Below are 21,659 nucleotides of genomic sequence, written 5' to 3' on the forward strand. Positions count from 1 at the left end.
CGCGGGGAACGGCGGGCGAGCAGGTGGTGGAGAGTGACGCGGAAGCAGCATCAGCACGAGGTTTTCCGGATCACCGGGGCCCGGCAGGGCCTGCAGGAGGATGTGCGCGGAAGGCAGCGGCGCTATGTGATCTCCATGCTGGTCCGCACCCTCGCCGTCATCCTCACCGTGGTGCTGTGGAACGTGGAGCGCCCGCTGGCGGTGGCCACGTTGGTGATCGGACTGACCCTGCCCTACATCGCCGTGGTGATCGCCAATGCGGGCCGCGAGAACGCACCTTCGGCTCCCCCGGCCGCTCCTCCGCCGGAACCTGAGCAGCGGGCACTGGAGGGCTCCCGGGTGACGAAAGCGGGCGACAGAACCACACCGGACGACGCGGATCGGGCCTCGAACGAGACCGCGAGCGACCGCAGTTGATCTGGTTCTTCGCACAAACCTCAAGAAAACCTCAGATCAATCCTGCGGTTCCGGTGCACCACGACCGCTCCCGCATGCCATACTTCAGTTGCGCTCCGCATCCCCCGTCGGAGCGATGGACCGACGCCGGGCGGCTCCCCCCGTGGCTGCCCGGCGTCGCTTAATGTCCGGACCGTGAGGCAGGATGAAGCGGTGATCCCCTCCGCCTCCCCCTCCGATGAGGGTCCCGAGACCCCGATCTGCTCCGCCAAGGGCTGCCGCGAGCCGGCCGTGTGGGTGCTCGCCTGGAACAACCCCAAGCTGCACACCCCCGACCGCCGCAAGACCTGGCTGGCCTGCGAGGAACACCGCGAACACCTGTCGAAGTTCCTGGGCGCACGCGGCTTCCTGAAGGACACCGTGCCGCTCACCGAATGGCACGCACCGGACGGCGACTGAACCCGGCGAGCGCCGGGCCTGCCCCGGTCAGCCCCCGATGGCCGACATCGGGCGCTGCGGCTGGACGAACGACGGGTCGTCGATCCCGGCACCCGCCTTCTTGCCCCACATCGCCTGCCGCCACAGCGCCGCGACCTCCGCGTCCGAAGCGCCGCCGCGCAGCGCACCCCGCAGATCGGACTCCTCGGTGGCGAACAGGCAGGTGCGCACCTGCCCGTCCGCGGTCAGCCGGGTGCGGTCACAGGCCCGGCAGAAGGGACGGGTGACCGAGGCGATCACCCCAACCCGCTGCGGGCCACCGTCCACCAGCCAGCGCTCCGCCGGCGCGGAGCCGCGCTCCTCCTGCTGCTCCGGAGTCAGCGTGAAGCGGGTACGCAGCGACGCCAGGATGTCCCCGGCGGTGATCATGCCCTCGCGCTGCCAGCCGTGCTGCGCGTCCAGCGGCATCTGCTCGATGAAACGCAACTCATAGCCCTCCTCCAGGGCCCAGGCCAGCAGCTCGGGAGCCTCCCGGTCGTTCATCCCCGGCATCAGCACCGCGTTGACCTTCACCGGTGTCAGCCCCGCCGCCCGCGCGGCGGCCAGCCCGCGCAGCACATCCGCGTGCCGCTTGCGACGGGTCATCCGCCGGAACGTCTCCGGGTCGAGCGTGTCCAGCGAGACGTTGACCCGGTCCAGCCCGGCCTCGCGCAATGCCTGCGCGGTGCGCTCCAGCCCGATGCCGTTGGTGGTCAGCGACATCCTGGGACGGGCCGGCAGCTCGGCGCAGCGCGCCACGATACCGGCGAGCCCCGGACGCAGCAGCGGCTCGCCGCCGGTGAAGCGGACCTCGGTGACGCCGAGCTCCGCGGTGGCGATCCGGACCAGCCGGACGATCTCGTCGTCGGTCAGCAGCTCGGGCTTGGCGAGCCACTGCAGCCCCTCTTCCGGCATGCAGTACGTGCAGCGCAGATTGCAGCGGTCGGTCAGCGAGACGCGCAGGTCGGTGGCGACCCGCCCATAGGTGTCGAGCAGCATGCTGACGGCCCTCCCAAATGCGTGATCTGCTTCGCAGCGTAAGTCACGTATGTGACATCCGACAGCTTCCGCTGTTGCGAGGTCGCACCTGCGAGGGCGCTGCCGCGCCGTCCGCCGCATCCGCCATCCGCGCTTCGCGCGTCCTCCCGGGGGCACCCCTCCGCGGAGCCCGTCCTCTTTCGCGGGCCTCTTCTCCTCGGGTGGCCGAGCTTCGTGGGGGCACGCCCCCTAGCGTTTTCGGCTGCCGCCGAGCGGTCGTGTCGGGGGGGAGCTGCCCCGACGCCCGTCCGGCGAGGACAACGGGGGCTCGGGGGCGAAGCCCCGACGACGAAGCCGCACCCGGCGAACACGGACGGGGGGACGCACCCCGCGAAGGGAGACGGCGCCCCCGCGAAGGGGGCGCCCGGCGTCAGTGGGCGCCTACTCCTGTCATGGAGCGGACCTCGAGCTCCGCGTACTTGGCGCCTCCGGCGCCCTCGTCCTTGGAGAGGAGGGAGCCGATCCACCCGAGCAGGAAGCCCAGCGGAATGGAGATGAGGCCAGGATTCTGCAGCGGGAACCAGGCGAAGTCGGCTTCGGGGAACATGGAGGTCTCCTTGCCGGTGACCACCGGCGAGAAGAACACGAGGACCACGGAGGAGACGAGTCCACCGTAGATCGACCACAGCGCACCCGTGGTGGTGAAGCGCTTCCAGAAGAGGCTGTAGAGGAGCGTGGGCAGGTTCGCGGAGGCGGCGACCGCGAAGGCGAGGGCGACGAGACCGGCGACGTTGAGCTTGCCGGCGAAGATTCCCAGGCCGATGGCGACGCCGCCGATGATGACCGCCGAGACCCGCGCGGCCTTGACCTCTTCCTTCTCGGTGGCTTTGCCCCTGCGGATGACGTTGGCGTACAGGTCGTGCGCGAACGAGGACGAGGAGGCGAGGGTGAGTCCGGCGACGACGGCGAGGATGGTGGCGAAGGCGACTGCGGAGATCATCGCCAGCAGGACGGCGCCGCCGGTGGAGTCCGCTCCGCCGCCGATCTCCTGGGCTAGCAGCGGCGCCGCGGTGTTGCCCGCGGCGTTCGAGTCGGTGATGGTCTTGGGGCTGAGCAGCGCGGCGGCACCGAAGCCGAGCGCGATGGTCATCAGGTAGAAGACGCCGATGATGCCGATGGCCCAGTTGACGGACTTCCGGGCGGCTTTGGCGGTGGGCACGGTGTAGAAGCGGATGAGGATGTGCGGCAGTCCGGCGGTGCCGAGCACGAGGGCGATGCCCAGGGAGATGAAGTCGATCCGGGAGGTCGTCGAGACGCCGTACTTGAGTCCGGGTTCCAGGAACGACGCGCCCTTGCCGCTGTTCTCGGCGGCGGCGCCGAGCAGGGCGGAGAGGTTGTAGTTGAACTTGTGGAACACCAGCACGGTGATCACGACGGTGCCGCCGATCAGCAGGCACGCCTTGATCATCTGCACCCAGGTGGTGCCCTTCATGCCGCCGACGGTCACATAGAGGATCATGACGATGCCGACGAAGACGACGATCAGGTTCTTGCCTGCCTCGCCGGTGATGCCCAGCAGCAGTGCGACGAGGGCGCCGGCGCCGACCATCTGGGCGAGCAGATAGAAGATCGAGACGATGATGGTGGAGACGCCCGCCGCGGTCCGTACGGGGCGCTGCCGCATCCGGTAGGCCAGTACGTCGCCCATCGTGTAGCGCCCGGAGTTCCGCAGCGGTTCGGCGACCAGCAGCAGCGCGACGAGCCAGGCGACGAGGAAGCCGATGGAGTAGAGGAATCCGTCGTACCCGGAGAGTGCGATGGCTCCGGCGATGCCGAGAAAGGACGCGGCGGACATGTAGTCGCCGGAGATGGCCAGGCCGTTCTGGAAACCGCTGAACTGGCGTCCGCCCGCGTAGAAGTCGGTGGCGTCCTTGGTCCGGCGTCCCGCCCAGACGGTGACGCCGAGGGTGATGGCGACGAAGACGGAGAAGAGGGTGATGATCAGCGTGCGGTGCTCGCCTGCGCCCTCGGCGGCCAGTTGGGCGGCGGGGGCAGCGAGTTGCTGGGTGAGACTCATGCGTCGTCCTCCTGACCGGCGAGCTGGCCTTTGTCCTCGTCCCGGGGTGCGGCCTGGTGGCCGATTTCGGCCCCGGTGGCCCGCTGCAGGTTCTCCGCCTCCAGCCGCGTCTTGAGTGCTTCCGCCTTGGGGTCGAGCTTCACTGCGGCGAACCGCGAGTACCACCAGGCGATCAGGAAGGTCGTCACGAACTGCGCCAGTCCGAAGACGAGGGCGACGTTGATGTTCCCGACGACCTCGGTGCCCATGAACCCGCCCGCGTAGTTGGAGAGCAGGACGTAGAGCAGGTACCAGACGATGAACCCGACGGTGAGCGGGAAGACGAACGAGCGGTAGCCGCGCCGGAGTTCACCGAACTCGGCACTGTGCTGGACGTCCGTGTAGTCGCGGGGGCCCGGTGGGCCGTGGTGCGCGTGCTCTGGGGCGGTGTCCACAGTGACTCCTGACGGAACGTGAGGGGGGACGGAGCGTTCGAAAGGGTGTGACCCACGTCTCAATGATGAGCAGTGCGCGCATCGTAGATCGTGCGTCGCGCCCGCAACAGGGGTCGGTAGTTGAAACAGATAAGACCGATCACGGTTGTGTACAGCCTTCGGACTTTCTCCATCAATCCATTGCAGTTACCTGGCTCCCAGAGATAACTTCCGTCGTCTGTGGACAACTTCAGACGACATGGAGACCCCATGCATGTGAGACCATCCAGGCGGCGGCGTGCTGTGGCGGTGCCGCTGGGACTGGTGTTGACCGCCACCCTCGGCCTGGCGGGCGCGGCCTCCGCGAACGCGCAGACCACCGAGCGGGCCGCGGCCGAGGCCGCGACACCCAAGGCGAAGGCCGGCGAGAAGCTCAGCTACATCGTCAACACCGAAACCAGTGGCCGTACCGTCAAACGTGTCAAGAAGGAAATACGCGAGGCTGACGGCAAGGTCATAGCCACTTACCGGAAAATAGGCGTCATCGTCGCGCACTCCAGCAACCCGGAGTTCGGCGAGACCCTGCGCAACGTCGACGGTGTCGACTCGGCGGGCGCCACCCGCACCGCTCCGCTCAAGGCGGCGAGCACCACCGAGGTGGGCAAGCCGCACTTCGTCAAGGAGCCCAAGGCCAAGTCGTCGCTGACCGCGGCGCGGGCCAAGGACCAGGAGCCGCTGGAGTCCCTGCAGTGGGACAAGCGGGCCATCAAGGCCGACAAGGCCGCCAAGGTCAACGAGGGCAGCAGGAAGGTCACCGTCGGCGTCATCGACACCGGCGTGGACGACACCCACCCGGACCTGAAGGCCAACTTCTCCAAGAGGCAGTCCGCGAACTGCGTCGGCGGCAAGGCCGACACCTCGCCCGGCGCCTGGCGTCCGTACGACCCGAGCGAGGACTACCACGGCACCCACGTGGCGGGCATCATCGCCGCGCCTCGCAACGGTGTCGGCATCGCGGGCACCGCGCCCAACGTGAAGGTCGCCTCCCTCAAGGTGAGCGAGCCCGACACGGCGCTGTTCTACAGCGAGGCCGTGGTCTGCGCCATGGTGTTCGCGGCCGACCACGGCATCGAGGTCACCAACAACAGCTACTACGTCGACCCGTGGCTCTACAACTGCGACGACCAGGTCGACCAGAAGGCCATCATGGAGTCGGTGCAGCGCGCCGTCCGGTACGCGCAGCACAAGGGCGTCACCACGGTCACCTCGGCGGGCAACTCGTCCAACGACCTGGCCGCGGACGAGATCAAGGACGACAGCAGCCCGGACGACAGCACCCCGGTCGAGCGGACCATCGACCCGGACCACTGCAAGGACGTGCCGGCGATGCTGGAGGGCACCACCTCCGTCTCGGCGACCGGCCCGGAGAACCTGAAGTCGTACTACTCCAACTACGGCCGGTACGAGATCGACGTGACGGCGCCCGGCGGTGACCGCGCGTTCCAGACTCCGGAGGAGCCCGCCAAGGACGGCGGCGTGCTGTCCACCATGCCGAACGGCGAGTACGCCTACCTCCAGGGCACCTCGATGGCCGGCCCGCAGGTCGCGGGTGTGGCGGCGCTGATCAAGAGCACCCACCCCAAGTCCAGTGCACAGGAGGTCTCCTGGCTGCTGAAGGCGCAGGCCCAGACCCTGCCCTGCCCGGAGAGCTACGACCCGGGCAACCGCGGCACCTACGCCGCCACCTGCACGGGTGTGCGGGGGAACAACAGCTTCTACGGCCACGGGCTCGTGGACGCGCTGGCGGCCGTCACCAAGTGACGCCGTGACTCCGTGACGGAGTGACGCCCGCCCGCCGCACGACGGCCCGGGCGGTCGGCACGAGGGGCCGGACCGCGCATCCAGCGGTCCGGCCCCTTTCCCGTCATCCGCTTCGGCGGCCCGGCTACCGGTCGGCGGCGAGTTCCGCGGCGGGCCGGGGCGGCTCGGCGGGCTCCTCCGCGGGCTGCCAGCCGGGGCCGCGGAAGATCCGGCCGCCGCGCTCCCGCCAGCTGCGCGCCGCGCGCACGTCACGGGCGATGGCCGCGTACTCGTGTGTGGCGACGCGCAGCGGATTGTAGGAGTTGACGTTCTTGGTCAGGCCGAAGACGCAGGGGTCGGTCTCCGGCACGAACGAGCCGAAGAGCCGGTCCCAGACGATCAGGATGCCGCCGAAGTTGCGGTCCAGGTAGCTGCCCTGGGACGCGTGGTGCACCCGGTGGTGCGAGGGCGTGTTGAAGACGAACTCGACGGGGCGCGGGAGCTTCCCGATCCGCTCGGTGTGGATCCAGAACTGGTAGACGAGGTTGGTGGCGGAGCAGAACGCGAGGGCCGCCGGGTGGACGCCGCAGGCGATCATCGGTATGTAGAACGGCCACACGGTCCAGGTCGTCCAGGGCTGGCGGAGCGCCGTGGTGAGGTTGAACTTCCTGCTGGAGTGGTGCACGACGTGGCAGGCCCACAGGATGCGGATCACGTGGTGGCCACGGTGCGACCAGTAGTAGAAGAAGTCCTGCGCGAGCAGCATCAGGGGCAGGGTCCACCAGAGGATCGGCACGCGGAGCGGGGTGAGTTCGTAGACCGCCGCGTACAGGGCGACGATCGGGATCTTCCACAGCGCGTCGAACACCAGGCTGCCGAGCCCCATGGTGATGCTCGTCGCGGCGTCCTTCGCGGCGTATCCGGCGGCGTCCTCGTCCGGATGCAGGCGGTAGCTCACCATTTCGACGACGGTGAGCAGGACGAACGCGGGGATGGACCAGAGGACAACATCGGGCAGGCTAGACGGCATGTCAGCAAGGTAAGGCCGCCGGAAGCCCCGCGCCAGAGGTTGTTACCGCTTGGTATGGAATCCCGGCCACACCACTCCCGCCCCTCCCCTCCCGGAGCGGGTGCCGAGCGGAGGAGTGCCGGCCGGGTCCCGGCCCCGCCCCCGTCCGCTCCGCCCGGCCGCCGCCGCGGAGGCACCGGGGCCCCTCGTCGGCCGTGCCGTACGGGAGTTGAGCGCTTCGAGGGCACCGCCGGACTCCGCCGGCCCGGGCGCGGGGGCGCGCGCGGACACGGCGTGCGGCGCTGTCAGTAGCGACCCGTATTCTCTGTGACCATGCTCGAAGACCAGACGGCACGCACGGACGGGACCTCCCCGCGCATCCCCGCGCAGCCCGCCGCCGACTCCCAGCCGCCCTCCGACTGGCCCACCGGATATCCGGACGGCTACGCGGTGGTGGACGTGGAGACCACGGGCCTCGCGCGGGACGACCGGATAGTGTCCGCGGCCGTCTACCGTCTCGATGCACGCGGCGAGGTCGAGGACCGCTGGTACACGCCGGTCAATCCGCAGCGCGACCCCGGCCCCACCTGGATCCACGGACTGACCGCCGAGGCGCTGGCCGACGCGCCGCTCTTCGGGGAGATCGCCGAGGAGTTCGCCACCCGGCTGGCGGGCCGCGTACTGGTCGCGCACAACGCCATCTTCGACTGGTCGATGATCGCGCGGGAGTACGCGCGTGCCGAACGCGAGGCACCGGTCCGCCAGCGGCTGTGCACCATCGCGCTGTCCAAGGAGCTGTCGCTGCCGCTGCCCAATCACAAGCTGGAATCCCTGGCAGCGCACTACGGCGTGGTCCAGCAGCGGGCGCACCACGCGCTGGACGACGCGCGGGTGCTGGCCGAGGCGTTCCGCCCCAGCCTGCATCTGGCGGCGCGGCAGCGGGTGCGGCTGCCGCTGCTGGCGTGCCAGCAGCTGACCGAGTGGTCGGACGCGGTGGTCCCGCGCCGCCCGGGCGGCGGGACGGGTGCCGGGTACCGCGCCTCCGGCCGCGGGTACGGCACCTGGCGGCCCGCGCGCAAGCGCCCGGCCTGCCCGTACCCCAACCCGGGACGCTACGAACCGGAGGGGCGCCTGGTGCAGGGGATGCGGGTGGCCATCTCCGGGGACACCTCCGTGGACCGGGACCTGCTGGAGGACCGGGCCATCGAGGCGGGCCTCCACATCGCCACCAGCGTCTCCCGGCTCACCAGCCTCCTGGTCACCAACGACCCGGACTCGCCCACCTCGAAGGTGGTGAAGGCCCGCAGCCACGGCACGCCCGTCGTCGACGAGGCCGCCTTCACCCAGCTCCTGCAGGACGTGGCCCCCGCACCGGAGGGGTGAACCGCCGGGGGGTACCGTCGGTAGACGTGTACCGCTTCCTGCTGTCCCGGCAATGGGTGATCCTCACCCTGCTCGGCCTCGTGCTGATCCCCGCGATGATCAAGCTGGGCTTCTGGCAGCTGCACCGGCACGAGAGCCGGGTCGCGCGCAACGAGGAGGTGGCCGCGAGCCTGGCGGCGCCCACCGTTCCGGTCACCGAGCTGACCGGGAAGGGCCGTCGGCCCGCCGACCGCGACAAGTTCCGCACGGTCACCGCGCACGGTACCTACGACACCGCGCACGAGGTCGTCGTCCGGCACCGCACCGGCCCGGACCGCGACACCATCGGCTATTTCGTCGTCACCCCGCTCGTCCTCGACGACGGTTCGGCGGTCCTGGTCAACCGCGGCTGGATCCGCGCGGACCGCGACCTGACGGCCTTCCCCGAGGTGCCGAAGCCGCCGCGGGGCCGGGTCGGCGTCGTCGGACGGATGATGCCGGACGAGACCACCGAGGCCAGCGGGATCAAGGACACCCAGGGGCTGCCCGACCGCCAGGTCATGCTGATCAACAGCCGGAAGCAGGCCCCGGAGGTGGACCACCCCCTGCTGGGGGGCTACATCCAGCTGACGAAGACCTCGCCCCGGCCCGGCGGACAGCAGCCGGAGGTCCTGCCCGAGCCCGACCACAGCGGGATCGGCCCGCACATGGCCTACGCCGTGCAGTGGTGGCTGTTCACCACCGCGGTACCGGTCGGCTGGGTCGTCCTGGTGCGCCGCGAGGTCAAGGAGCGGCGCGCGGCGGCCGAAGCCCCCGAGCGGACGGGGCCGGTGACCGAGCCCGTCTGAGACCGGCGGGAATCCGGGGCACCGCACCCTCGGGAGCCACAGCGCGGTCAGGCAGACTGCTCCCCATGGACCTTGGACTTTCAGAGCGCGTCTACGTCATCACCGGGGGCACCCGCGGGCTCGGGTTCGCCACCGCCGCACAACTGCTCGCCGAAGGGGCGCGCGTCGTCGTCACCGGCCGCTCGGAGAAGTCGGCCGAGGAGGCGGCGGCGCAGCTCGGGGTGGAGGCGTCGGGCGCCGAGGGCCGGGCGCTGGGCATCGGCGCCGACAACGCCGACCCCGAGACCCCGGCGCGGGTGATCGCCGCCGCCCGGGAGCGGTTCGGGCGGTTCGACGGCCTCCTCGTCAGCGTCGGCGGCCCCCAGGCGGGCGTACCCGCCGACAAGCTCACCGACGAGCAGTGGCGGACGGCCTTCGACGACGTCTTCCTCGGCGCCGTGCGGCTGGCCCGCACGGCGGCCGGTGAGCTGGGCGAGGGCGGAGTGGTCGGCTTCGTGCTGTCCGGGTCCGTGCGCGAGCCGATCCCAGGGCTGACCCTCTCCAACGGGCTGCGCCCGGGACTGGCGGGGTTCGCCAAGAGCCTCGCGAACGAGCTGGGCCCGCGCGGCATCCGGGTGCTGGGGCTGATGCCCGGCCGGATCGGCACCGAACGGATGCAGTACCTGGACTCCCTCTCCGGGGACGGGGATGCCGCCCGCGAGCGCAACTGCTCGGGCATCCCGCTGCGCCGCTACGGCACACCGGAGGAGTTCGGCCGGACGGCTGCGTTCGTCCTCTCTCCCGCCGCCTCGTATCTGACCGGGGTGATGCTGCCGGTGGACGGCGGGGCGCTGCACGGGTTCTGAGTACCGGGTGCCGGCCGGAACCGGACCGCCTGGGGGATCAGCTCACGCGTTCCGCACGGTGCCGGGCGGCCCGCATCCTGACCTCGGCCGGCAGCTCGCGGAGCCCGGCCGAGGTCACCGCGTGGGCCAGTGCCTCGCGGTGGAGCCGGTGCACCGCGGGGCCCGGCTTGGCGTGCGCGGTCAGCACCAGCCCGACGCGGGCCCGCGGGTGGCCGCGCTTCCCCGTCAGGACGACACGCGCCCGGTCGATGCCCGGCTGGGACTCGGCCTCCGCGGCGACGGCGTCCTCCAGGGCCCGCCCGCGGAGAACGGCGCCCTCGCCGTCCCCGCTGTCGATCTCGACTCCGTCCAGCCGCTGCCACCGCAACTGTGCCAGCAGCCACCACAGGAACAGCAGGAACAGCACGGCCAGGACGGCGAGCGCCACCGGCCACCACCAGCCCTCGTCGGTCCACCGGGTGCGCTCGGCGTCGCTCAGCACCACGTCCTCGGGACGGCTCCAGGGCCAGTCAGCGGGCATGCTGACCCCCCATCGGCGGGGCAGGTCGAAGCCCGCGAAGAGCACCGCCAGGCCGAGCGCGAGCAGCACCAGCCCGACCAGCGCGAGCAGCACCCGGTCAACAGTCCGCAGCATCGTTCCTCGCCTCACCGTCGTTTCGCCGGCCGCCGCACCCGGACGGCCAGTCCCGGTCGTCTGGCCAGGCCCAGCTCCGCGATGCCGGCCCGCAGCGCGCCGTCCAGGTCGCCGCGCACCCGATCCAGGTCGCGGAAGTGCGCCGTCGCCCGGGCCCGGACCCTGCGACGGGATACGGTGACCCGCACCGCCTGCACTCCCGAGACCTCCATGGCCCGGTCCCGCAGCACCAGTGCCGCCGCGGCGCGTTCGAGTCCGGCGCGCACCCGGGGGACGTCCGGCCGCATCGTCAGCAGCGACCGCTTGCCGGGAGTGAGTGCCAGTACCAGCAGCCACACTCCGAGTGCGGCGAGCACGGCGGCACCCGCCAGCATGTAGACGTCGTCGAGGCGGCGGGAGGCCAGTTCGTCGGTGAGCGTCCGGCGCCAGGCCATACCCGTGCGTCCGGCCCGCACGGAGGCCGCGTCGTAGAGCAGGATCCCGGTGCCGGCGAACAGCAGCAGCGCGACGACGGCGGCCGGCACCCTGCGCACCGACCAGAACCGGCCTGCCTTCCCTTCGCCCGCTCCGGGACCGCCCGCCTCCTGGGGAGGAGCGGCGCCGGAGCCGGACGGCCCCGACGCGGCGGGCGAATCCGGCCCGGGGATCTCCGGACCCGAAGGGCCCTCCGGGGTGTCGGGGGCCTCGGGGGTCTCAGAGCCCTCGGGGGATCCGGGGGCCCCTGGGGCCTGCGGGGTCTTCCCGGACGTGGCGCCCGCTCCACGCCGGCCGGACCCGGCCGGGTGCGGAGCGCCCGTGTCGCCTGCTGGGGTCACTGCACCCTCCCGGAGCGTTCGCCCCGCAACTGCGCCGAGGCCAGCCGCTCGATGTCCAGTGCCACGTCCGGCACGTCCATGCCGACGAGCTCGCCCACCCGCGCGATGACCCGGCGGCGTACGGCCCCGCACTGCGCGCCGAGATCCGAGGGGTAGCCGAGCTCCAGTCCGAGACGTACCCGCGCGGTCCGCTCCCGCACGGTGACCGCGGTGCGACGCACCGACCGCCCCACCGAGGGCCCGGCGGCGGACGGGTCCGCCCCGGCCCGGGTCTGGCGCAGCGCCTCGCGCGCGGCCTGTGCGGCGACTTTGGCGACCACCCGGTCGGCGATCCGGGTCGCCCCCCGCTCACCGGCGGAGATCTGGGCATCCGTCACGGAGTCACCTGCGGCGCTCGCCGTCCCGGCCGCGGAAGAAGTCCCCCGCCTCCAGGTCTCCGTCCGCGAACCGGCCCACCAGGAAGCCGACGGCCCCCAGCGCCGCGACCAGCACAAAGGCTCCGAACCCGCCGAAGTATCCGGCGAAGCCCAGTGCCAGTCCGGCGATCAGGCCGGCAAAGGCCATACTCATCCTGCGCTCCTTCGGTCGGCGCCGGGGCGGGGCACGCGGCGCATGAGCACTTTCCCCGGTGTGTCGCGGCGGCTCACTGCACGCGGCTGCGGTCGGAGTCCTCGTCCTCGTCGTCCTCCTCGTCGGGCAGCTTGACGTCGCTCACCGCGATGTTGACCTCGACCACCTCGAGGCCGGTCATCCGCTCGACGGACGAGACGACGTTCTCCCGCACCGCGCGGGCCACGTCCGCGATCGACACGCCGTAGTCGACGACGATCTCCAGGTCGAGCGCCGTCTGCACCTCGCCGACCTCGGCCTTGACGCCCCGGCTGACCGACTTGCCGCCGCCGGGGACCCGGTCGCGGACGGCGCCGAAGGTCCGGGCCATGCCGCCACCCATCGCGTGGACGCCGACCACGTCGCGGGCCGCCATGCCCGCGATCTTCTCGACCACGCCGTCGGCGATGGTGGTGCGGCCCCGGGTACCGGCCGCCCCCGGCCCGCTGCGGTTTTCGGAGCGGTTGGACGTGCTGGTCTCGGACATCTCTGCGCCCCTCTCGGAGGTTCGAAGCGGCCTGCCGCTCCGGCACTCACAGTAGGCACAACCCGGCCGCCGGCGCGCGCGCAGCTCCGGCGCACTCCTCCATGCGGGTGACCCTTGCCGCCCGTACGCCGTGCGGTCCGCACGGGCGCGCCGGCGGCGCGGAAGGTTCTCTCACGGCGACGGGAACGGCGGCGGACACGGAAGGGAAGTGCGCGCCATGGCGGCGGAACGGGCGACCACGGAGGTACGGCAGCAGCTCGGGCTGGGGCGGATCCTGCCGCTGGGCGAGGCGGCGGACGGCGCCTGGGTGGCGGAGGAAGCGGCATTGGCGGTGCTGCACCGGTCGGTGCCCGGCGCCCGGCTGAGCGCGGTGCGGCTGGACCCCTCCGGCCCGCGCGCCGCCGCCGAGTCCGCCGTACCCGCACCCGCCGGTGCCCTGCCGCCGGGTCCGCTGACGCTGACCGCGAATCTTGCCGTGTACGCCGACCGGCCGGTTCCGGCCGCGGCCGAGGAGGTGCGGCGCACCCTGCTGGCGGCGGCCGAGGGTGAGCTGGGTCTGCCGCTGGAGTATGTGGACCTGCGGGTGACCGAGCTGGTGGAGGCGGGCGGCGCGGGACGCGTTCACGGCCGACAGGAGTTCGGCCCGCGGGAGAGCGCGGAGGCCCCGGATTCCGGGCGGGAGCCCGCGACGCGTGGCGCCGGGCCGGACGGGCGGACGGCGGCCGCGGAGACGGAGCGGGAGGAGGCCGCCGACCGCGTCGCCCGGGCCGTGCTCGCGGTGGAGGGCGTGGTCCGGCTCGCCCCCACGCAGGGGACGGCCTTCTCGCATGTCGCCGTGGGGCCGCGGTTCAGTGCCGTCCGGATCGAGGGCGACCCGGCGGCGGGCCCCTGCCATGTGCTGCTCAGGGTGGCCGTCTCGCCCGCCCGGCGCGTCCTGGACACCGCGCGCGCCGCGGGTGCCGCGGCGCGCGGGGCGCTCGGGACGTCCGGTGGGGTGACCGCGGCTGTCCTGGTGGCCGCCGTCGACCTGAGGTGAGCCGCCGGACGGATGCGTGCGGCTAGTCGCCGAGCCCGGCGAGGTCGCGGAGGCGGCGTGCCTGGGCGGCGCGCTCGGCGGCGCGCTGCTCGTCGTAGCCGCGCGTACCGGCACCGGCGAGCAGCGCCTTGGTCTCGACGACGGCTCCCCGCGGTGCGGCCAGCAGCGCGGCGGCCAGGTCGGTGACGGCGCCGTCCAGCTCGTCGGCGGGGACCACCAGGTTGGCGAGCCCGACGCGCTCGGCCTCCTCGGCGTGGACGAAGCGGCCGGTGGCGCAGATCTCCAGGGCGCGCGCCGGACCGACCAGGTGCACCAGCGGGTGCGTCCCGGTCAGGTCGGGTACCAGCCCGAGGCTGGTCTCGCGCATGGCGAACTGCACGTCCCGCGCGCAGACCCGCAGGTCGCAGGCGAGCGCGAGCTGGAACCCGGCGCCGATGGCGTGCCCTTGGACCGCCGCGACGCTGATCAGGTCGGAGCGGCGCCACCAGGTGAACGCCTCCTGGTACTCCGCGATGGCGGCGTCCAGTTCCTCGTCGCCGCCACGCGCGAGGTCCAGGAACGACGGTTCGCCGTCGAAGCCCTCGGGCTCGAATGCCTGCCGGTCGAGCCCGGCGGAGAAGGACTTGCCCTCGCCGCGCAGCACGACGACCCGGACCGTGCCCGGCAGCACGCGCCCCGCCTCGGCCAGTGCCCGCCAGGTGGCGGGCGTCTGCGCGTTGCGCTTGGCCGGGTTGGTGAGGGTGACCGTGGCCACCTCGCCGTCGGCGGCGACGTGTACGCCGTCCTGGTTGAGCAGGGTCATCGAGGTCCTCCGGTGGTTACCCAGCAGTATTGCCAACTGAAGAGTAACTACCGGAGGGTCCGCTCGAAAGCCTCCTCAGGAGGAGCTCGACTTCTTGCCTCGGGTCGCTCCGCCGCGTCCGCGCAGGGTCACACCCGACTCGCTGAGCATCCGGTGCACAAACCCGTAGGAACGGCCGGTCTCTTCGGCCAGCGCCCTGATGCTCGCCCCGGAGTCGTACTTCTTCTTCAGGTCTGCCGCGAGCTTCTCGCGCGCGGCGCCGGTAACCCGGCTGCCCTTCTTCAGAGTCTCGGCCACCCGTGCCTCCTCATGGGAAGTGCGCTCTGTACGCTCTGTGCTTCTCATGATCACCCCTCCCTGCACATCTGGCCACCCATTCGGCAAGGTCTTCATGGGCGGCTCGGGAACTTGTGCACGCCGGAAGCACCCGTGAACACGCACCTCGCCCCTCATGCAGATGCACGTGCACGACTCGTTCCGAGTCGGGATGGTGGAGAAAAACGCAGGTGAGCGAGGTGACGATGCGGTGTGTGTGGTCGGCTCCCGACCTCTGCCACGCGAATCCGGCGCGGCCGTCGGGCCGCGCCGGGGTACCAGCCGCACTCACTCAGATGAAGGATCAACCGTCGGCCGAATGATCCATCCCGGATGGATCAAGCAAGGGCGACGAGGTCCGCGTACTCCTGGCCCCACAGGTCCTCGACCCCGTCCGGCAGCATGATGATCCGCTCCGGCTCCAGTGCCTCGACTGCGCCCTCGTCGTGGGTGACCAGCACGACGGCCCCGGTGAAGGTGTGCAGGGCGCCCAGGATCTCCTCCCGGCTGGCCGGGTCGAGGTTGTTGGTCGGCTCGTCCAGCAGCAGCACATTGGCCGAGGAGACGACCAGCGTGGCCAGGGCCAACCGGGTCTTCTCCCCGCCGGAGAGCACCCCCGCGGGCTTGTCCACGTCGTCGCCGGAGAAGAGGAAGGAGCCCAGCGTCTTGCGGATCTCGACCAGGTCCATGTCCGGCGCCGCCGAGCGCATGTTCTCCAGAACCGTGCGCTCGGGATCCAGCGTCTCGTGCTCCTGCGCGTAGTAGCCGAGCTTCAGCCCGTGGCCGGGGACCACCTTGCCGGTGTCCGGCTCCTCGACCCCGGCCAGCAGCCGCAGCAGCGTCGTCTTGCCCGCACCGTTGAGGCCGAGGATGACGACGCGGGAACCCCGGTCGACGGCCAGGTCGACGCCGGTGAAGATCTCCAGCGAACCGTAGGACTTCGAGAGGTCCTCGGCCATCAGCGGGGTCTTGCCGCAGGGCGCCGGATCGGGGAAGCGCAGCTTGGCCACCTTGTCGCTCTGCCGCTCGCCCTCCAGCCCGGACAACAGCTTCTCGGCACGGCGCGCCATGTTCTTGGCGGCCACGGCCTTGGTGGCCTTGGCCCGCATCTTGTCGGCCTGGGAATTGAGGGCCGCCGCCTTCTTCTCCGCGTTGGCCCGCTCCCGGCGGCGGCGCTTCTCGTCGTCCTCACGCTGGGTGAGGTACTGCTTCCAGCTCATGTTGTAGATGTCGATGGCCGACCGGTTGGCGTCCAGGTAGAAGACCTTGTTGACCACCGTCTCCACCAGGTCGACATCGTGGGAGATGACGATGAGGCCGCCGCGGTAGGTCTTGAGGAAGTCGCGCAGCCAGACGATCGAGTCGGCGTCCAGGTGGTTGGTCGGCTCGTCCAGCAGCAGGATGTCGGCGTCCGAGAAGAGGATGCGGGCCAGCTCGACGCGGCGCCGCTGACCGCCGGAGAGGGTGTGCAGCGGCTGGCCCAGCACCCGGTCGGGCAGGCCGAGGCTGGCGGCGATGGTCGCCGCCTCCGCCTCGGCGGCGTAGCCGCCCTTGGTGAGGAACTCGGTCTCCAGGCGCTCGTACTTCTTCATCGCCTTCTCGCGTGTGGCGCCCTTGCCCGCGGCGATGCGCTCCTCGTTCTCCTGCATCTTGCGCAGCACCACGTCCAGGCCGCGGGCGGAGAGGATGCGGTCGCGCGCGAGCACGTCGAGGTCTCCGGTGCGCGGGTCCTGCGGGAGGTAGCCGACCTCGCCGCTGCTGGTGACGGAGCCGGCGGCGGGCGTGCCCTCACCCGCCAGGCACTTGGTGAGCGTGGTCTTGCCCGCGCCGTTGCGCCCCACCAGGCCGATGCGGTCGCCCTTGGCGATCCGGAAGGTGGCCGACTCGATGAGGACGCGTGCTCCGGCGCGCAGCTCAAGACCGGTTGCGGTGATCACTGGAAGACTCCAAGGCAGGACTGTGGACGTGCGTACGGAAGAAGTGCGGAAGCGGCGTACGCACGCCTAATGCACGAGGAGATGAGGCATGCGGGCCAGTCTACCGGCGGAAGGCAAACGCATTTCCGGCGCACTGCCGCACACCGCGGCCCACCGGGTGCGGCCGGGGCCGGCAGGAGAGCGGACGTGCCCCGCGTCACTCCCCTCCGGTGTGCACCTGGAAGGCGGCCCGGCGCACGGCCTTGGCCAGTGCGGGGTCCGGATGCGCGGCGGCGAGCGCGACCAGGACCTGCACCGTGCGCGGGTGGCCCGTCGCGCGGACCTCCTCCAGCAGCTTGGGCACCGAGGCCTGTACGGCGGTGCCCAGATGGTCGACCAGCAAGCGCTCCTCACCGTGGTCGGTGACGGCGGCCGCGGTGTCCACCCACAGCCAGGTCGCCTCCTGCCTGGTGAGCACACCGGGTGCGCCGCCCGAGAGGTCCTCCGGATCGGTGCCCGCCTGCTCGGCCAGCCACAGCAGCGCGTAGGGGCGCAGGGTGGGCTCCTCCGCGGCCTCCTGCACCGCCTCCTCGGCGGGCGCCCCCACCACGCGCAGCGCCTCGAAGGCCAGCCCCCGGATGAGCGCGTCCTCGCCCCGGGCGGCCTCCAGCAACTCGGTGACGGCCGGTGAGGTGGGGCGCGCGGCGAGCCAGGCGCGGTACTCGTCCCGGGCCGGGCCCGGGGTCATCCGGGCGCAGCCGCGCAGCATCTCGCCGGCGGACTGCTCGATGTTCCCGGCCGGGCTCTGCGCGGCCACGCAGATCTGCTCCAGCTTGGTCCACACCGCCCAGTTGCCGAGCGGGGTGAGGACGGCGGAGCCCTGCCGCACACCGGTCTCCGGAGCGGGTTCCTCGTCCGCGCAGCGGGTCAGCGCACCGACGGCGCAGAGCCCGTCCAGCGCCCAGTCCAGGAGCCCGGGCAGGGCGACGCCGACCGTCGCGCGGTTCGGCTCCTGGTCGCGTTCGGCCCGCAGCTCGGCGATGCGCTGGGCGAGCAGGTCGTGCAGCAGGTCGAAGGTGACGGGGCCGCCGGAGAGGTGCATCACCGACAGGAACTGCGGCACCGCCTCGACGATCTCCGCGACCAGGCTCTGCTCGTGCGGCAGCGGGGCGGGGTGCGCGAGCGACCAGGCATCGAAGAGGGCGACCCAGCCGCGCAGCACGGCGCTGTCGTCGTGGTCCCAGGCCCGCAGCCGCCATCCGGCGCGGGCGGTCTCCCCGTGGAGTTCGATGAGGCCGGCCAGCTTGGCCCGGTCCCAGTGGGCGCGCAGCACCGGGACCGTCAACCGCAGCGCTTCGGCCGCGCGTTCGGTCTCGGTGCCGGACTGCGGCGAGCGGCCGGTCCCGGCGGCCCAGCGGGCCACGCGCACGGCCTCGGCGAGGCAGGCGCGGGCATACCGGGCGAGCTGGTCGCGGGGCAGCACACCGTCCGGGGGCGGTGGCGTCCTGGCGGAGCGCCTGGTCGTCACAGTGCGCCGGGCGGCGGCGACGGGTTGTCGGGGAACGAGCCGGAGCCGGTTGTCCCCCGGGGTACGGGACGTCGTCACAGGAGCAGTCTTCACGCTGTGCCGTGGAAACCCAAACCTGGGGTGCCGATTCCGGTCGTTCATCCCCTCCGGCGAGCCGTCCGGGAGCGGCTGAGGAGGACTCAGGGTGACGCGGCCTCACCCGGGCGGCGCGGCCCCGGAGCTGCGGGGCACCGGACCGGCAGGCCCTCGGATCGGCAGCCTCCGGACCCGCGGGGCCTCGGGACGGCGGGATCCCGGAGCGGCGGGACCTCAGATCAGCGGGGTGATGAAGCGGCGCAGCGCCTCCTCGTAGCCGGGCGGGTCGGCGTTCCACATGGCGGCGTGCGGGGCGTCCGGGACCTCGCGCAGGGAGATCAGCCGGGGGCGGCGTGCGGCCAGCGCCCGGGAGCTGCCCACGGACGCGACGGTGTCGTCGGGCCCGTGCAGCACCAGGGCGGGCACGGCGAGCTTCGCGGAGTCCACCACCGCGACGTCCCGTCCCTCGGGCAGACCGGCGCGGCCCTGTACGGCGCGCACGACGAGCGGCAGCAGCGCGCGCGGGGTGCCCCGGGAGGTGGCCAGCGCGCGCACGGTGGCCGGCCAGTCCAGTACGGGCGAGTCCAGCACCAGGCCGGCCACCCGGTCCCGCAGCGGAGAGTTCGCGGCGGTGTGCAGCGCCATCGTGGCACCGCTGGACCAGCCGTGCAGGATCACCCGCCGGGCGCCGTGCTGCACCGCGTAGCGGAGGGCGGCGTCCAGGTCGCGCCACTCGGAGTTGCCCAGGTGCCCGATGCCGTCGGGGTACGGGGGCGCGCCGGGGTCCCCGCGGTAGGCGATGTCGAGCACCGGGACGCTGAACCGCCGGTAGAAGGGGACGAGCGCCAGGGGGTGCGCACGGGTGGCACCGAGCCCGTGCACGGCGATCACCCAGACGCCGCGGTCGCCGGGGACGAACCAGGCGGGCAGCGGGCCGAGTTCACCGGGGATCTCGACGTCCGCGTACGCCGTCCCGAGTGCCTCGCCGGGGTCCCCGACGTACACCTGCGGGGTGAGGCGGACGGTGGTGCCGGCGCTCAGCCGACCCCGGTCCACGCGGCGCAGCTCCCTTACGACGGCGTGCGGGCGGGGCCGCGCCGCGGTCGCGTCCGCCAGCACCGGGCCGACGACGGCGTGCACCCCGCGCCCGGTCAGGCCATAGACGCCGGGCAGCTGGGCGGCCAGGGAGCGGGTGACGGCGACCTTGCCGTCGTCGTGCGAGTGCACCGTCAGCCGGGTGCCCTCGAACCCCGCGGTGGGCCCGCTGCCGACGTCGCCCCGGGGCCGCGGGGGGCGCAGCGCGGCGTCGGCCGCGTACCGTCCGGCCGCCAGGGTGGCCACGCCGGTACCGAGCACGGTGGTGGCGGCCAGGGCCGCGGTTCGCAGGCGCATCCTCCACAGTGTTGACGCGATCGGAGGCGGGAAACCAGCCGGGCGGGCCGGGAGGGTGACACCCGGCCGGGGGAACCGGGAGGGAAGCGGCAGCGCACGCCGGGGTGTTGGCCGGCGGGCGGTCGCGTCGCGTTGGCTCCGCGGGGCCCGCTGACTACGGTGTGACCTGGCCCACACAACAGGCGTCAGGGGGCGACACTTGAATGCCCGCCCCAGTTCACCTTCCGTTCACTCGCCGTCTTTACGTTCACGACGTCAATGCCCCTCGAACTGATTGTGCCTGGTGAATGGAACACATCACGCTTCTCATCGGGATCGTGATCGTCACGGCCTTGGTGTTCGACTTCACGAACGGCTTCCACGACACGGCCAACGCCATGGCCACGACCATCTCCACCGGGGCACTGGCCCCGCGGGCGGCGGTCGCCATGTCGGCGGTCCTCAACCTCCTCGGCGCCTTCCTGTCCATCGAGGTGGCCAAGACCATTTCCTCGGGAATCATCGACGAAGGTTCCGGCATCCGGCCCGAAGTGATCTTCGCGGGGCTGGTGGGCGCGATCATCTGGAACCTGCTGACCTGGCTCGCGGGGCTGCCCTCCAGCTCCTCGCACGCCCTGATGGGCGGACTGATCGGCGCGACGCTCGCCGCAGTCGGCACCGGCGCGGTCAACGGTGACGTCGTCGTCATGAAGGTCCTCATCCCGGCGCTGGCCGCGCCCGTGGTGGCGGGCCTGGCCTCCCTGTGCGCCACCCGGCTGACCTACCGGGTCGCCCGGCACGCGGACGAGGAGCGGACCGCCAAGGGCTACCGCGCCGGGCAGATCACCTCGGCCGCACTGGTCTCCCTCGCCCACGGCACGAACGACGCGCAGAAGACCATGGGCGTCATCACCCTGGCGCTGGTCACCGGCGGCGCGCTGGCGCCCGGCTCCGACCCGCCGGTGTGGGTCATCGCCTCGGCGGGGCTCGCCATCGCGCTGGGCACCTACCTGGGCGGCTGGCGCATCATCCGCACCATGGGCAAGGGCATCACCGACATCCAGCCGCCGCAGGGCTTCGCCGCCCAGACCAGCGCGGCGGCCACCATCCTGGCCTCCTCGCACATCGGCTTCTCCCTCTCCACCACCCACGTGTGCTCGGGCGCCGTGATGGGCTCCGGCCTCGGCCGCAAGGGCGGCGTGGTGCGGTGGGGAACCGCCGGCCGGATGGTCGTCGGCTGGGCACTGACCCTCCCCGCCGCCGGCGGGATCGCGGCGGGCGCCGCGCTCCTGGCCGAGCAGGGCGACTGGGGCGTGACGACGGTCGCCGTCCTCACTCTCGCACTCTGCGGCGCCATCTGGGTCCGCTCGCGGCGCGCGCCGGTGGACCACACCAACGTCAACGGCGACTCCCCCACCACCGTGGAGCCCACCGGGATCCCCGGCCCGGCCGTCGAACCGGCCGCGGAGCCCGCACCCGTGTCCGTACCCGCCGGCGTGGTCACCACCGCCGTCCGTGCCGTCGCCCCGCCCCCGCCGCCCGCGGGAGTGGCGGTCGGCTCCGCCGAGGAGGCAGCGGCCTCCGAGACCCCGCAACCGACCGGCCGCCCCGCGTCGGCGAGCAGCCTCAGCTAGGCAGAAGGGACGACCGCATGCACATCGACTGGGCCGCGCTCGGCCAGGTCTTCGGCGTCAGCCTGGTGGCGACGGTGGGACTCGTCGGCATCTTCACCCTCGGCATCGTCGCCGGCTCGCCGCGCACCGCCGGCGCCGCTCCCTCGGCACTGGCCCGCACCGGCGCCTACGCCTGTTACGGGCTGTGCCTGGCGGCGGTGGCGTACGGGATCTATCTGATCGCGGGCTGAGC

22 protein-coding genes and 1 pseudogene are annotated in these 21,659 nt (G+C 72.3%); 9 read left to right on the forward strand and 14 right to left on the reverse strand.

The window, feature by feature from the left end:
• Positions 1–33 precede the first annotated feature (33 nt).
• Positions 34–417 carry a DUF3099 domain-containing protein gene (locus tag ACFYMO_RS06520; RefSeq protein WP_366774341.1) on the forward strand — a complete coding sequence of 128 codons (384 nt, stop codon included), beginning with the start codon at positions 34–36 and terminating at the stop codon, positions 415–417.
• 174 nt (positions 418–591) lie between these two features.
• Positions 592–855 carry a hypothetical protein gene (locus ACFYMO_RS06525; RefSeq protein ID WP_388544705.1) on the forward strand — a complete coding sequence of 88 codons (264 nt, stop codon included), beginning with the start codon at positions 592–594 and terminating at the stop codon, positions 853–855.
• Between the two features lie 27 nt (positions 856–882).
• Here the strand turns inward: ACFYMO_RS06525 and moaA are convergent, their stop codons facing one another.
• The 3 genes and pseudogenes from moaA to ACFYMO_RS06540 form a co-directional block, all read right to left on the reverse strand.
• Positions 883–1,872 carry a GTP 3',8-cyclase MoaA gene (moaA, locus tag ACFYMO_RS06530; protein WP_366774340.1) on the reverse strand — a complete coding sequence of 330 codons (990 nt, stop codon included), beginning with the start codon at positions 1,870–1,872 and terminating at the stop codon, positions 883–885.
• A 409-nt stretch (positions 1,873–2,281) separates the two neighbouring features.
• Positions 2,282–3,928 (reverse strand): cation acetate symporter, encoded by a 1,647-nt coding sequence (locus ACFYMO_RS06535; RefSeq protein ID WP_366774339.1) that lies wholly within the window; start codon positions 3,926–3,928, stop codon positions 2,282–2,284.
• A gap of 98 nt (positions 3,929–4,026) precedes the next feature.
• Positions 4,027–4,362 (reverse strand): annotated as a pseudogene (locus ACFYMO_RS06540) (DUF485 domain-containing protein); the annotation flags it as partial.
• Positions 4,363–4,611: 249 nt separating this feature from the next.
• Here ACFYMO_RS06540 and ACFYMO_RS06545 point away from each other — a divergent pair.
• On the forward strand, positions 4,612–6,162 hold the full coding sequence (locus ACFYMO_RS06545) for a S8 family serine peptidase (RefSeq protein ID WP_366774338.1): 1,551 nt from the start codon (positions 4,612–4,614) through the stop codon (positions 6,160–6,162).
• Positions 6,163–6,286: 124 nt separating this feature from the next.
• Here ACFYMO_RS06545 and ACFYMO_RS06550 read toward each other — a convergent pair whose 3' ends face one another.
• Positions 6,287–7,171, reverse strand: a complete 885-nt coding sequence (locus ACFYMO_RS06550; protein ID WP_366774337.1) for a sterol desaturase family protein — start codon at positions 7,169–7,171, stop codon at positions 6,287–6,289.
• A 312-nt stretch (positions 7,172–7,483) separates the two neighbouring features.
• Between ACFYMO_RS06550 and ACFYMO_RS06555 the strand changes: the two genes are divergently transcribed.
• The 3 genes from ACFYMO_RS06555 (at position 7,484) to ACFYMO_RS06565 (ending at position 10,205) form a co-directional block, all read left to right on the forward strand.
• Complete coding sequence (locus ACFYMO_RS06555) at positions 7,484–8,533, forward strand: DEDDh family exonuclease (RefSeq protein WP_366774336.1); 1,050 nt, start codon at positions 7,484–7,486, stop codon at positions 8,531–8,533.
• 26 nt (positions 8,534–8,559) lie between these two features.
• Positions 8,560–9,360 carry an SURF1 family protein gene (locus ACFYMO_RS06560; protein WP_366774335.1) on the forward strand — a complete coding sequence of 267 codons (801 nt, stop codon included), beginning with the start codon at positions 8,560–8,562 and terminating at the stop codon, positions 9,358–9,360.
• A gap of 65 nt (positions 9,361–9,425) precedes the next feature.
• Positions 9,426–10,205, forward strand: a complete 780-nt coding sequence (locus ACFYMO_RS06565) for an SDR family oxidoreductase (protein WP_366774334.1) — start codon at positions 9,426–9,428, stop codon at positions 10,203–10,205.
• 37 nt (positions 10,206–10,242) lie between these two features.
• On the opposite strand, the gene amaP is transcribed toward ACFYMO_RS06565, so the two are convergent.
• From amaP to ACFYMO_RS06590, 5 genes are all read right to left on the reverse strand, one after another.
• Complete coding sequence (gene amaP / locus ACFYMO_RS06570; protein ID WP_366774333.1) at positions 10,243–10,839, reverse strand: alkaline shock response membrane anchor protein AmaP; 597 nt, start codon at positions 10,837–10,839, stop codon at positions 10,243–10,245.
• 11 nt (positions 10,840–10,850) lie between these two features.
• Complete coding sequence (locus ACFYMO_RS06575; protein ID WP_366774360.1) at positions 10,851–11,486, reverse strand: DUF6286 domain-containing protein; 636 nt, start codon at positions 11,484–11,486, stop codon at positions 10,851–10,853.
• 164 nt (positions 11,487–11,650) lie between these two features.
• Positions 11,651–12,031, reverse strand: a complete 381-nt coding sequence (locus ACFYMO_RS06580; RefSeq protein WP_366774332.1) for an Asp23/Gls24 family envelope stress response protein — start codon at positions 12,029–12,031, stop codon at positions 11,651–11,653.
• 4 nt (positions 12,032–12,035) lie between these two features.
• Positions 12,036–12,224 (reverse strand): hypothetical protein, encoded by a 189-nt coding sequence (locus ACFYMO_RS06585; RefSeq protein WP_026004925.1) that lies wholly within the window; start codon positions 12,222–12,224, stop codon positions 12,036–12,038.
• Between the two features lie 73 nt (positions 12,225–12,297).
• Positions 12,298–12,750, reverse strand: coding sequence for an Asp23/Gls24 family envelope stress response protein (locus tag ACFYMO_RS06590; RefSeq protein WP_366774331.1), 453 nt, complete (start codon positions 12,748–12,750; stop codon positions 12,298–12,300).
• Between the two features lie 217 nt (positions 12,751–12,967).
• On the opposite strand from ACFYMO_RS06590, the gene ACFYMO_RS06595 reads away from it, so the two are divergent.
• Complete coding sequence (locus ACFYMO_RS06595; protein ID WP_366774330.1) at positions 12,968–13,786, forward strand: hypothetical protein; 819 nt, start codon at positions 12,968–12,970, stop codon at positions 13,784–13,786.
• 22 nt (positions 13,787–13,808) lie between these two features.
• Here ACFYMO_RS06595 and ACFYMO_RS06600 read toward each other — a convergent pair whose 3' ends face one another.
• The 5 genes from ACFYMO_RS06600 to ACFYMO_RS06620 form a co-directional block, all read right to left on the reverse strand.
• Positions 13,809–14,588, reverse strand: a complete 780-nt coding sequence (locus ACFYMO_RS06600; RefSeq protein WP_366774329.1) for an enoyl-CoA hydratase/isomerase family protein — start codon at positions 14,586–14,588, stop codon at positions 13,809–13,811.
• 75 nt (positions 14,589–14,663) lie between these two features.
• On the reverse strand, positions 14,664–14,885 hold the full coding sequence (locus ACFYMO_RS06605; protein WP_019358282.1) for a helix-turn-helix domain-containing protein: 222 nt from the start codon (positions 14,883–14,885) through the stop codon (positions 14,664–14,666).
• A gap of 356 nt (positions 14,886–15,241) precedes the next feature.
• Positions 15,242–16,840: an ABC-F family ATP-binding cassette domain-containing protein gene (locus tag ACFYMO_RS06610; RefSeq protein WP_388544714.1), complete on the reverse strand. Its 1,599-nt coding sequence runs from the start codon at positions 16,838–16,840 to the stop codon at positions 15,242–15,244.
• 196 nt (positions 16,841–17,036) lie between these two features.
• Entirely contained in the window at positions 17,037–18,302 is a 1,266-nt protein-coding gene (locus tag ACFYMO_RS06615) for a hypothetical protein (RefSeq protein ID WP_366774359.1), read from the reverse strand.
• A gap of 354 nt (positions 18,303–18,656) precedes the next feature.
• Positions 18,657–19,814 (reverse strand): alpha/beta fold hydrolase, encoded by a 1,158-nt coding sequence (locus ACFYMO_RS06620; RefSeq protein WP_366774327.1) that lies wholly within the window; start codon positions 19,812–19,814, stop codon positions 18,657–18,659.
• Positions 19,815–20,101: 287 nt separating this feature from the next.
• On the opposite strand from ACFYMO_RS06620, the gene ACFYMO_RS06625 reads away from it, so the two are divergent.
• Together ACFYMO_RS06625 and ACFYMO_RS06630 are read left to right on the forward strand one after the other, a co-directional pair.
• A complete protein-coding gene (locus ACFYMO_RS06625) occupies positions 20,102–21,427 on the forward strand; it encodes an inorganic phosphate transporter (RefSeq protein WP_366774326.1) in 1,326 nt (441 codons plus the stop codon).
• 17 nt (positions 21,428–21,444) lie between these two features.
• Positions 21,445–21,657 carry a hypothetical protein gene (locus tag ACFYMO_RS06630; RefSeq protein WP_366774325.1) on the forward strand — a complete coding sequence of 71 codons (213 nt, stop codon included), beginning with the start codon at positions 21,445–21,447 and terminating at the stop codon, positions 21,655–21,657.
• Positions 21,658–21,659 lie beyond the last annotated feature (2 nt).

This window comes from Streptomyces sp. NPDC007025 (assembly GCF_042869455.1).
Classification (GTDB): Bacteria; Actinomycetota; Actinomycetes; order Streptomycetales; family Streptomycetaceae; genus Streptomyces.

Excerpts from the sequence above, each read along its gene's own strand:
- moaA (WP_366774340.1), bottom strand. The coding sequence starts at position 1,872 with ATGCTGCTCGACACCTATGGGCGGGTCGCCACCGACCTGCGCGTCTCG.
- ACFYMO_RS06535 (WP_366774339.1), bottom strand. The coding sequence starts at position 3,928 with ATGAGTCTCACCCAGCAACTCGCTGCCCCCGCCGCCCAACTGGCCGCC.
- ACFYMO_RS06545 (WP_366774338.1), top strand. The coding sequence starts at position 4,612 with ATGCATGTGAGACCATCCAGGCGGCGGCGTGCTGTGGCGGTGCCGCTG.
- ACFYMO_RS06550 (WP_366774337.1), bottom strand. The coding sequence starts at position 7,171 with ATGCCGTCTAGCCTGCCCGATGTTGTCCTCTGGTCCATCCCCGCGTTC.
- ACFYMO_RS06555 (WP_366774336.1), top strand. The coding sequence starts at position 7,484 with ATGCTCGAAGACCAGACGGCACGCACGGACGGGACCTCCCCGCGCATC.
- ACFYMO_RS06565 (WP_366774334.1), top strand. The coding sequence starts at position 9,426 with ATGGACCTTGGACTTTCAGAGCGCGTCTACGTCATCACCGGGGGCACC.
- amaP (WP_366774333.1), bottom strand. The coding sequence starts at position 10,839 with ATGCTGCGGACTGTTGACCGGGTGCTGCTCGCGCTGGTCGGGCTGGTG.
- ACFYMO_RS06585 (WP_026004925.1), bottom strand. The coding sequence starts at position 12,224 with ATGAGTATGGCCTTTGCCGGCCTGATCGCCGGACTGGCACTGGGCTTC.
- ACFYMO_RS06590 (WP_366774331.1), bottom strand. The coding sequence starts at position 12,750 with ATGTCCGAGACCAGCACGTCCAACCGCTCCGAAAACCGCAGCGGGCCG.
- ACFYMO_RS06595 (WP_366774330.1), top strand. The coding sequence starts at position 12,968 with ATGGCGGCGGAACGGGCGACCACGGAGGTACGGCAGCAGCTCGGGCTG.
- ACFYMO_RS06600 (WP_366774329.1), bottom strand. The coding sequence starts at position 14,588 with ATGACCCTGCTCAACCAGGACGGCGTACACGTCGCCGCCGACGGCGAG.
- ACFYMO_RS06620 (WP_366774327.1), bottom strand. The coding sequence starts at position 19,814 with ATGCGCCTGCGAACCGCGGCCCTGGCCGCCACCACCGTGCTCGGTACC.
- ACFYMO_RS06625 (WP_366774326.1), top strand. The coding sequence starts at position 20,102 with ATGGAACACATCACGCTTCTCATCGGGATCGTGATCGTCACGGCCTTG.
- ACFYMO_RS06630 (WP_366774325.1), top strand. The coding sequence starts at position 21,445 with ATGCACATCGACTGGGCCGCGCTCGGCCAGGTCTTCGGCGTCAGCCTG.